Genomic DNA, 8,910 nt, shown 5'->3' with positions numbered 1-8,910 from the left:
CCCTCAGTAGTCCGGATAAGGAACCTGTACCTGGTGGGTGCGGACCCGGGAGGGACCTCTGACAGGACAGCCCCCTGAGTGGACACGGCCCGGAGAAGGTCTTCGTTGCCGGATGGGTAGAAGCGGTCCACACCTCCCGCCATGACGGCGATAGTGGGCACACTGGCAACGCCGCCTCTCAAAGCCCCACGGTGGGCATGGGCGTCAATGCCATAGGCCCCGCCGGAGACCACGGTAAATCCGCGCTGCGCCAGGCCGTAGGCGAAGTCGCCCGTGACGGAGGCTCCATAGCTGGTGCTGTCCCGCGATCCAACCAGGGCAATGGCCTGCCCGACAGACGGCAGAGGCTGTTCCCCTCCCCGCCACCACAGGCAAAGAGGTTCCTGGAGTCCCAAGCCTTCCAATTGTTCGGGCCATAGCTCATCGCCCGGGACGATCAACCGCCCTCCCAGCCTGTTCATGGTTTCCAGGTCCCGGTCCGGCGCGAGATCAGCAATTCGGGGTGCCCATCGTCGAAGGCTCGCCGGTAGCCCTGCCCATGACGAAGGTCCGCCTCCTTCCATCAACAGCCCTGAGATCTCCCGCTCGAGGTTTGGCCCTGCGCGCAGTTCACCGGTTGCGACACCCAGAGCATCTATTGCACCTACTGCCCGCACCAGTGCCAGGCCTACAGAGTCCTGCGGCTCCATGAGCCTGGCCAATGCCGCCCTGGCAATTCGTTCTCTCTCTTGCTTCCCTGCACCAGCCATGGCTGTGAATCCTTTCGCGTCTCTTTTACTCATGTGCCGGTGGCAGCTTGATGACTCATGTGGCAGTCGCAGCTTGGCGCAAGCCCAAAGCCTGACCAATGTGGTCGATGTCCGGCGCATCCCTGTGCCCCAGATCTGCCAGCGTCCATGCCAGCCGGAGGACGCGATCGTAGCCGCGTGCAGTGAGGGTGCCCCGTTCGAGTGCAGTGTCCAGAATCCGGGTGGTCCCTGGGGCCAGCCGCAGCTCACCCCGAAGGGTGCGCCCCGGCACCTGCGAATTGGTCTCGAGCCCCATCTCCATCAAACGCTCAAGTTGCCTCTCCCTGGCCGCCAACACCCGTGCAGCGACAGCGCGTGTGTCTTCTTCCTCGCCGGCATGGCCAAAGTCAGCCAAAGACACCCGCTCAACCTGTAACTGGATATCCACGCGGTCCAGCAGAGGCCCGGAGATCCGCCCGAAATATCTCCGGCGCATCATTGCCGTGCACGTACAGTCCATGCCTTTCCCTGAGGCTTTGCCGCATGGGCAGGGATTTGCGGCGAGTACCAGCTGAAACCTGGCGGGGTACGCCGCCGTGCCCGCCGAACGGTGGATGACCAGCTCCCCGCTCTCCAGAGGCTGCCTGAGGGCATCCAGGACCCGGCGCTCATACTCCGGAGCCTCGTCCAGGAACAAGACGCCGCGATGAGCCCGCGAAGCGGCACCGGGCCTGGGAAGCCCCGAGCCTCCGCCGATGATGGCGGCCGCGGTGGCACTGTGGTGGGGACTTTCAAAGGGAGGCCTGCGGATGAGCCTGACAGCTGCCGACTGGACAGCAGCCAACGAGTGTATTGCCGTCACCTCCATGGCCGCTGTGTCGGCCAAGTCCGGGAGCAGGCCCGGCAAGCGCTCTGCCAACATTGTTTTTCCTGCCCCCGGGGGAGTGCACACTTAAGTATGCATGCGCGGTGACCTGCGATTATGTCCGAAAACGGACATCCCGGCGTGGGAGTTTTGGAGGCTCAGCTCTCGTCGAACGGCAGGCGGACGACCTCATCGCCCGGGTCTTCCGGACTTGCTGGCGGAGCCGCGCTCGGGTGGTCCTGGTACAGCGCGTCGGAGGCGCTCTGGTCGTAGGTGTCGGAGAGGCCTGCGCCCTTGGTCCCGAGGACCTGCTCCCAGTTGAATCCCATACACACGACTATATCGGCCGGTATCGAACTCGCGATGGATCGCCTCGACGCTCAGCCCGCTCAGGTGGTATTGAGCTTGCCGGCGACCCAAAGACTATTGCGCAGGATTTGTCGCCTTCGTGCTTAGTTGACCGATAGCGTGTGACGGAGGACGTCGTAGTCGAAAGGTGCATGCAGTGGATACTCATCCTCGAAGCCCGCGAGATCTTTTCGAGGGTCGTCGCCATTTTGAGATTCCCGCGTTTCAGCGTCCCTATGTCTGGGATGAGGAGAGCCAGTGGGCCCCTCTGTGGGACGACGTGGTCCGGGTCACCGAGAGCTATCTTCTTGAGGAGGGTAAACCCCCAATTCCGAATCACTTCCTCGGTGCGGTTGTTTACGAGTCGAAGACACCATCTGCCGGCGATGTGACACGACACGAGGTCATCGACGGCCAACAACGCATGACGACACTTCAGCTCTTGCTTGATGCTGCACATGAAATCGTCGCTGGGCGCGGACACCAGACGGAAGCGGATCAGCTCGAAGAGCTCATTCTGAACAAGGCGTTGACCTTCAAAGGCCGCATCGAGCGCTTCAAACTCTGGCCATCCCAGGCGGACCGAAGCGCCTTTGCCCATGCCATGGATCCAGAGGAACCGCGGGTCGAGGAGCATCGAGTCATCGAGGCCCACGACTTTTTCCGGCGCGAAATAGAACAGTGGCTGATAGGAACGCCGGATGAGGAAGGGATCGTCCCACCCGGAACTGAAGAGCTCCGCGCCAAGGAATTATGCTCGACGCTTGAACATCGACTGGTCGTCGTCGCCATCGACTTGTCAGGACATGAAGACTCACAGCTGATCTTCGAAACGCTGAACGACCGGGGCACACCTCTGCTGAAAGCGGACCTCATCAAGAACTGGGTCTTCCGCAAGGGCGAACAGATTGGTGCTGACGTGGACAAGTGGTCCAGGACGCACTGGGCCGACTTCGATACCGTATGGTGGCGGGCTGAAATCTCCCAAGGCCGTCAGATTCGGTCTCGCGTGGACATCTTTCTGCAGTACTGGCTCACGATGCGCTTACAGGAAGAAGTCAAAGCGGAGTTGGTGTTCAGAGTTTTCGCGGACTACGCAGGGTCGCGACTGTCCACTCCCGCCAAGGCGGAAGCCTTGCTGACGGAACTGCGGAAGGATGCCGACACCTACCGGGGCCTCAGCGAACTCGACGTAGCGACGCCCGAAGGACGGTTCCGCTCCCGGGTTATCGAAACGATGGAGCTGGCGGCCACCACCCCCCTCTTCCTCTGGCTCCTCTCCGAGAACCACTCGGTTCCCCGCGACCAGGTGCGGATAGCACTGGATGCCATCGAAAGTTGGGTTATCCGCCGCACACTCCTGCGGAAGACCTCCAAGGATGTAAACCGCTTCATGGTCGCCACCTTGAAGTCGCTCGGGAGCGTTGATGCTCGCGAAGCCGGAAACGCCATAAGGAAGTTTCTTTCGGAGCAGACCGCGGAGACCCGTTACTGGCCTTCCGATCAAGAGATGCTCACGACACTCCCTGATGTGAAGCTCTACGGGAACATCCGCCAGTGGCGGCTCCAGGTAGTCCTCCGTGCTGTAGAGCAACAACTTCGCAACCAAAGCACGAAGTACGAAGCAGTCGAGCTTCCATGGGGATTGGAAATCGAGCACGTCATGCCGCAAGGTTGGCGAACCCACTGGGATCCGCCGCCAAGACTCACTCCCGAAGAGGCAGCTGTCCGTGACCGGGTCGTAAACACGATCGGTAATCTTACGCTCGTGACCAAGTCACTCAATGGTTCGCTATCCAACCGTCCGTGGACAGACAGCGACGCCACGGGACTCGTCGACGGTGGTGAGTCCGGCAAGGGTAAGCGGACGCTGCTCGACGCCTTCAGCCTCCTGGTGCTCAACAAAGAAATCATCCAGAGCCACATCGATCTCTGGACTGAAGCCGACATTAAGGAGCGCTCTGTAGTCCTGACCAAGGCAATCACTCAGGTCTGGCCCGGTCCCTCAATGGAGATTCAGGAAGCTGCCTTCGAAGCGGCAAGAGCTTAGTGCTCCGGCAGCTTGCTCTCGGTGTTGGTCGCCAGGTCGATGAGTGTGCCGTCTGTATCGGTGATTGTGGCGATGCCCTGTTTGAGACCAGCCTTTGAACACTTCATGCAGCCGCTGAGGAGAAACCAGGCGCGGGCCACGAACCGGGAATTCTGACCGCATAGCGTCGTGGTGGGTGCAGACTTCAAAGCCAGGTGAGTGGAAGTACCACCTACTGTTATGACCACCATGACATCCTGCGTGCGTTTCCAATCCGGGCCATACGCCTCATTTGCGAGGATGTTCGGCAGACTGTTCCGGATCATGATTGGCTCGGGTTCAGACATGGGATCATCCTATGCGGGCGGACCGTCTCTTACGGAGAGGACCGCCGGAGGCCTGACTCAGTCGTATCCGCTAAATATGCAAAGTCAGGCCTGCAGGGGTTCGTCGCAGGCTTTGCAGGCGTGACGGCCGCCAACACCGGTCTCCTCGACGACCAGTAGCCGTTTGGGGTTGTCGTCCCAGACGTTGCCCACTGAGTTGCACCAGGCCGGGTGATAGACCTTGCCGGAGCTCACCACGTAAACCTGGCCAGGGCCCACTTTGGGTGAGCCATCGCTGCGCCGGGAGGCTGGTTCGATCGCGTGCAGCTCGCCCAGTTCCTTGGACTCTTGCTTGGCTTTTACTGCCGCCTGCCAGGCGCGGCGTGGACGTGGTGTCATCGGTCGATCAGTTTCTGTTGAGGCCGAATTGTCGTGTCATCAGTGCGTCTTTGTAGTGAGACTCTGCTGAATCCACCTCTGTGGAGGGTGTGCTGGGTCCGAACACGCGAAGAAGGCTGAAGACAAAATGCCGGGCGTGGTCTGTCTTTGTCGTTTCGCCGGCTGCGCTGTCGTAGACAAGCTCGCGCAGCGCGACGTTCCCGCCGTGACCGTCGCGCGCGTAGCTCGTCCACCGTCCGAGAATGCGCTCAGCACCATCCGCCTTTCCAACGTATTGCTTGCCGTTGGTGGAGTCGGTGATGAGGTAGATGCCCTGTACTTCCTTCAAGGCAGCCCGCCAATCGGCATAGCGTGGGTTCTCCACCATGTCGCGGAGCTCGTGGTAATTGAGCAGTACGCCGTCGAACCCAGGGAAGGGAACCTTGTCCCGGTCGGCTATCTCCAATACCGGCAGGTTCGCGGCGCTGGAGGCGCGCCGGTGCCAGTTCCGCGGGCTGTCCCATTCGATCACGAGCCGGTCATTGAGGGGCGCAAGGAAACCCGACATGCGCAGGTCGAAGAAACGGTTCACCTCAGTGCGCTCTGCGGCCAGCTCTCCGTGGTTCTCCAAGGTGCCCCACAGCCGCGAGCGGCGCTTACCGTCGGCGATCAGGATCACCCAGTATTGGGAAGGGTCGGCGGGGAATTGCCTGGGTGAGAGACCCTGCTCCCTTGTGTAGGCAATGACCCGTTCCTCGGTCAGATCTTCGGGGCCACGCAGCGCGGTGGGGTCGCCGGGCCTGAAGGCATGGCGGATCAGCAAAACATCGTCCAGCCGGACCGCCGGGTCACGGTCCGCGCCCATGCCGGTCAGCACATGGCCGAGAGTGAGGGAAGCACGCGAAGCCGGCACCAGCGAAACTGTTGTCTCCGCAGCTAAGTCGAGAGCAAAATCAGACACTGCAACACCTTACGTCACGAGCCGGGCGCGGCAGCTATAGTGGCCCGTCGCTTGGTCGTGTCCGGATGGGACACGTATGCGGCGGCGACTGCGTGCCCGAGCCGAGCAGAGCTGACAGGATTGGCATCCACATATTTTAGGTGTCCGGACCACGGCGTGCACAGCTTCATCTCTATGCCACGACGACCGGCAACTCGTCCCAGTGGTGCCGGCAGCGCTTCGGAGGCTGCCGCGCTTTGCTCAAGACCTTGTGCGGTTCACTCGCTGTCGTGAATTGCGGCTGGCCAAATCGGGCGTCAGTCTTGAAGCATGACGACCACGAAGAGCCCGGGTGACGGCGAAGAAGATAAAATCCTGGCGGACTTCAGAACACTGATCGAAAAGTTACCGCCGCTGCCGCCGACTCCGCTTGGTGAATGGAACCGAGATGACGAGGCAGCGGTCCGTGCCGTCGGCATCGCGTGGGGGTGGCTTATGCGAACCCTACGCACTGCCGAGGCCATCAGGCTCTTAGAACAGCGCGGACTCGGCGTCGAGTGCGCCCCGCTCCGACGCTCCGTCGTTGAACACGTCATCAGGCTCCACTGGGCCACCACCGTCGACACCCGCAGATTCGTCGAAGCAGCATTGAACAAGCGCAAACATAGCTTGGGCAACGTCACACTTGCGGCAGAGGCCGGCACCCCTCTACCCGATCGCGCGCTGGATATCATCGAATTACTCAAATCCGAAGCGGATCCCGGATCGGACAGCGTCTCCTTTAAAGACCTCAAGTCCTTGATGAACGACATCCCCGATTACCACATTCTTTTCCAAATCTGGCTTACGGACACCCAAGAATCCCACGCAACGCTGACCAGTTCAGAAGCCTATGTCGAGTTCGACCCTGATGAGCCCGGAATGCATCTTCACATGGAACCAACCCCGCACAATCACTTCCGTGCGATGCTGCCGAGCATGGTGCTGCTAGGCACTGAGGCCTTCGTGTATCTGGCCGGCATAGCAGACCAGTTGACGGAACCGCTTGCTGACATCAGGGATCGCGTGACGCAATTGGGAACCGCGCAAAACTCAGCCACCGGGCCTGGGTAAGTCTGCCGGACACATTAGTAACGAGCTGCGCTCACGCGTCGTCCCGGATGTAAGTTATGCCAAAAGCCTTGACTTGACGGTATTCCTGAAGCTTGGTGGCCAGCTCGAAGGCGTCGCCCGTGATGTACTGAAAGATGTCCAACCCGCGGCCGAGCAGGATCCTCCATCCGGTGTCGGTGAGGATGGACCGATCATGGATGGCTCCGTCGAAGATGATGTCGACGTTGATGCCGGCGACAGAGGCTCCCTGCTTGACCTTCAGCAATAGTTCGTACTGCTTGCGGAGTTTGTCCTGTCCCTCGGTGTTCTCAGAAGTAACGAGCCGGACACTCACTTCGTCGGCCGCGTCCTTGGTGGCCGCGATGCACTCGATGAGTTCCATGAGATTACGTGCCTGGTGGAACTGCCGGATGTAAGGGTCAGTTATGGTGATCTGCGTGGCTCCACGCAGGTACGGGACCAAGAGAGTCTCGAAGGAGACTCCACGCTGGTTCTCCTGGAACTCCTGGTGGCCCTCAAACAGCGGTTTTACGGTGATAGGCGAGGGCGCAATTGGTTGACCGTCTTCCGCAGAAGTCGCGGCGTGTCCAGTTGGATCGCCCGTCGCCTCCTCCGCGTCAGTGCTTACGCGGCGCTCACGGTAGTAGTACGCCGGGTACTCATCCTCTTCAAGCGTGGAGACTGAATGCCATGTACCGGCCTTGTCGAGGTAGCCGAACTTTACGTTTGCCATCGTTGAGTCGATGCGGAGGATCTGGTCTTTGACGCGCTTGCGGCCCTCGATGGCGAACTGCAGGATCTCTTCGATTTCTTCGGCCGAGGCTTCCCCGTGCGGGTAAAGGATTTTCATCAGCCCGGAGAAGGTCTTGTGGATTCCGTCGCGATCTCGTGTCGAGATGTCCGATGACAGTGTGAAGTGCTGCTGGTAGCGGTCGGAGTAGTCCGCCGAACGCATCGACTTGAGCACCTCGGCGATGTAGTCGACGACGAACCCGTACCCGTTGGAGAACATCTCACCTCGGATGGTGTCGACTTCCCAGCCTGGGATGTAGTGGTGCAGGCGGTCGAGGTACGCCGAGTCGTGGTAGCTTTCGGGAAGCTCGTCGAACAGGTCGGAGTGTTTGAGCATGTAGGGCACGGTGTGCGACGTGTTGCCGACGAACACCATTGACGCCTCCGCGCCGAGCGTCTCGACGCCGCGGGAAAACGACTTGTTTGCCATGAAGTTCTTCATGATGTCGACGAGCGCCTTGTCGGTGCGCTTCTTCTTACCCGCGAACTCGTCGAACGCGACGACATCCCAGTAGCCGACCAGCCCGATGCGGCCGTTGGAGTTGTTGACGAACAGCTTGGGGACCGTGACCTCGCCACCGGAGATGAGCATGCCGTGGGGTGAGAACTCCGAGAAGATGTGCGATTTACCGGTGCCTTTGGGCCCGAGTTCGACGAGGTTGTAGTTTCGCTCGACGAATGGGATGAGCCGCACAAGCTGGATGAGCTTTGCACGGCGTCCGAACAGTTCGGGATTGAACCCGATCGACTGCACGAGCAGGTCAGTCCATTCGCCGGTTGTGAACTCGCTCCGCGCCGCGAGATAGCCCTCGAAGTCGAACTTCGACAACTGGATGGGCTTGATCGACCCCAGTATCCACGGCACCATTCGGGCGTCGTCACTGTGGAAGTACTCGATGTCGCAGATACACCAAACACCACCGACAAGCAGCTTTGGGTGGGCCTTGATCGTCGCGGATTCGACGAGCACGCCCTTGATGCCGAGGTTGGCGAACTCTGCCTGGTAGACATCATCCTTTTCGTTGAGCGTGACCGTCACTTTGTCAATGATGCGGTGACGCCCACGCTCCTTGATCGTGGATTTCACGAGTTCGGACTGGTTCCGGTTTACGTAGTGTTCGGCGAGGATCTTGCGCACCGTGTCGATGCCTGCCTGGATGGTGGCTTCGTCGTCGGAGGCAGCATATTGGCCGAGTAGGTACTCCAGCACATAGGAGGGCACAATGGCGTTGCCCTTGACGGCCTTCACCAGGTCCTTGCGGACTACAACGCCCGGGAAGAGCTGGTTGATCTTACGGTCCAGGTCGCTCTGCACCGGAGTGGCGTCTGCCGGTGCGTTGGCCCCAGAGGATATCTCTGGACTGACCTCGCTCACTTCGCTCATAGCCGCA

Annotated in this window: 8 protein-coding genes and 1 pseudogene; 2 read left to right on the top strand and 7 right to left on the bottom strand. The window is 60.4% G+C overall.

Annotated features, from left to right (window positions below):
- From EU811_RS13830 to EU811_RS23550, 3 genes and pseudogenes are all read right to left on the bottom strand, one after another.
- Positions 1 to 782: DNA-processing protein DprA (locus EU811_RS13830; RefSeq protein WP_187697171.1), on the bottom strand; the 782-nt coding region annotated here is incomplete at its 3' end.
- Between the two features lie 22 nt (positions 783 to 804).
- Positions 805 to 1,671, bottom strand: a pseudogene (locus EU811_RS13825) (YifB family Mg chelatase-like AAA ATPase); the annotation flags it as partial.
- Positions 1,672 to 1,751: 80 nt separating this feature from the next.
- On the bottom strand, positions 1,752 to 1,922 hold the full coding sequence (locus EU811_RS23550; protein ID WP_160147650.1) for a hypothetical protein: 171 nt from the start codon (positions 1,920 to 1,922) through the stop codon (positions 1,752 to 1,754).
- Positions 1,923 to 2,098: 176 nt separating this feature from the next.
- Here EU811_RS23550 and EU811_RS13820 point away from each other — a divergent pair, with 176 nt between their 5' ends.
- Complete coding sequence (locus EU811_RS13820) at positions 2,099 to 3,991, top strand: DUF262 domain-containing protein (RefSeq protein ID WP_142938945.1); 1,893 nt, start codon at positions 2,099 to 2,101, stop codon at positions 3,989 to 3,991.
- Here the strand turns inward: EU811_RS13820 and EU811_RS13815 are convergent.
- The 3 genes from EU811_RS13815 to EU811_RS13805 form a co-directional block, all read right to left on the bottom strand.
- The gene (locus EU811_RS13815) at positions 3,988 to 4,317 is read right to left on the bottom strand and encodes a hypothetical protein (protein ID WP_142938944.1); all 330 of its coding nucleotides are present in this window, start codon (positions 4,315 to 4,317) and stop codon (positions 3,988 to 3,990) included. The genes EU811_RS13820 and EU811_RS13815 overlap by 4 nt on opposite strands.
- An 84-nt stretch (positions 4,318 to 4,401) precedes the next feature.
- Positions 4,402 to 4,695, bottom strand: a complete 294-nt coding sequence (locus EU811_RS13810) for a hypothetical protein (RefSeq protein WP_142938943.1) — start codon at positions 4,693 to 4,695, stop codon at positions 4,402 to 4,404.
- A 7-nt stretch (positions 4,696 to 4,702) separates the two neighbouring features.
- Positions 4,703 to 5,635 (bottom strand): GIY-YIG nuclease family protein, encoded by a 933-nt coding sequence (locus EU811_RS13805; protein WP_223946281.1) that lies wholly within the window; start codon positions 5,633 to 5,635, stop codon positions 4,703 to 4,705.
- 309 nt (positions 5,636 to 5,944) lie between these two features.
- On the opposite strand from EU811_RS13805, the gene EU811_RS13800 reads away from it, so the two are divergent.
- Positions 5,945 to 6,727, top strand: coding sequence for a DUF5677 domain-containing protein (locus EU811_RS13800; protein ID WP_142938942.1), 783 nt, complete (start codon positions 5,945 to 5,947; stop codon positions 6,725 to 6,727).
- Positions 6,728 to 6,758: 31 nt separating this feature from the next.
- Here the strand turns inward: EU811_RS13800 and brxL are convergent, their stop codons facing one another.
- The gene (gene brxL, locus EU811_RS13795) at positions 6,759 to 8,903 is read right to left on the bottom strand and encodes a BREX system Lon protease-like protein BrxL (protein ID WP_142938941.1); all 2,145 of its coding nucleotides are present in this window, start codon (positions 8,901 to 8,903) and stop codon (positions 6,759 to 6,761) included.
- Positions 8,904 to 8,910 lie beyond the last annotated feature (7 nt).

The sequence above is a fragment of the Arthrobacter sp. TS-15 genome (assembly GCF_006964045.1).
Classification (GTDB): Bacteria; Actinomycetota; Actinomycetes; order Actinomycetales; family Micrococcaceae; genus Arthrobacter.
Note: the sequence above shows the minus strand (reverse complement) of the source record. Positions and strands in the feature narration are given on the sequence as shown.

Bases quoted from the DNA above. Each gene is read 5' to 3' on its own strand.
- EU811_RS13800 (WP_142938942.1), top strand. From the start codon at position 5,945: ATGACGACCACGAAGAGCCCGGGTGACGGCGAAGAAGATAAAATCCTG.
- EU811_RS13815 (WP_142938944.1), bottom strand. From the start codon at position 4,317: ATGTCTGAACCCGAGCCAATCATGATCCGGAACAGTCTGCCGAACATC.
- EU811_RS13810 (WP_142938943.1), bottom strand. From the start codon at position 4,695: ATGACACCACGTCCACGCCGCGCCTGGCAGGCGGCAGTAAAAGCCAAG.
- brxL (WP_142938941.1), bottom strand. From the start codon at position 8,903: ATGAGCGAAGTGAGCGAGGTCAGTCCAGAGATATCCTCTGGGGCCAAC.
- EU811_RS23550 (WP_160147650.1), bottom strand. From the start codon at position 1,922: ATGGGATTCAACTGGGAGCAGGTCCTCGGGACCAAGGGCGCAGGCCTC.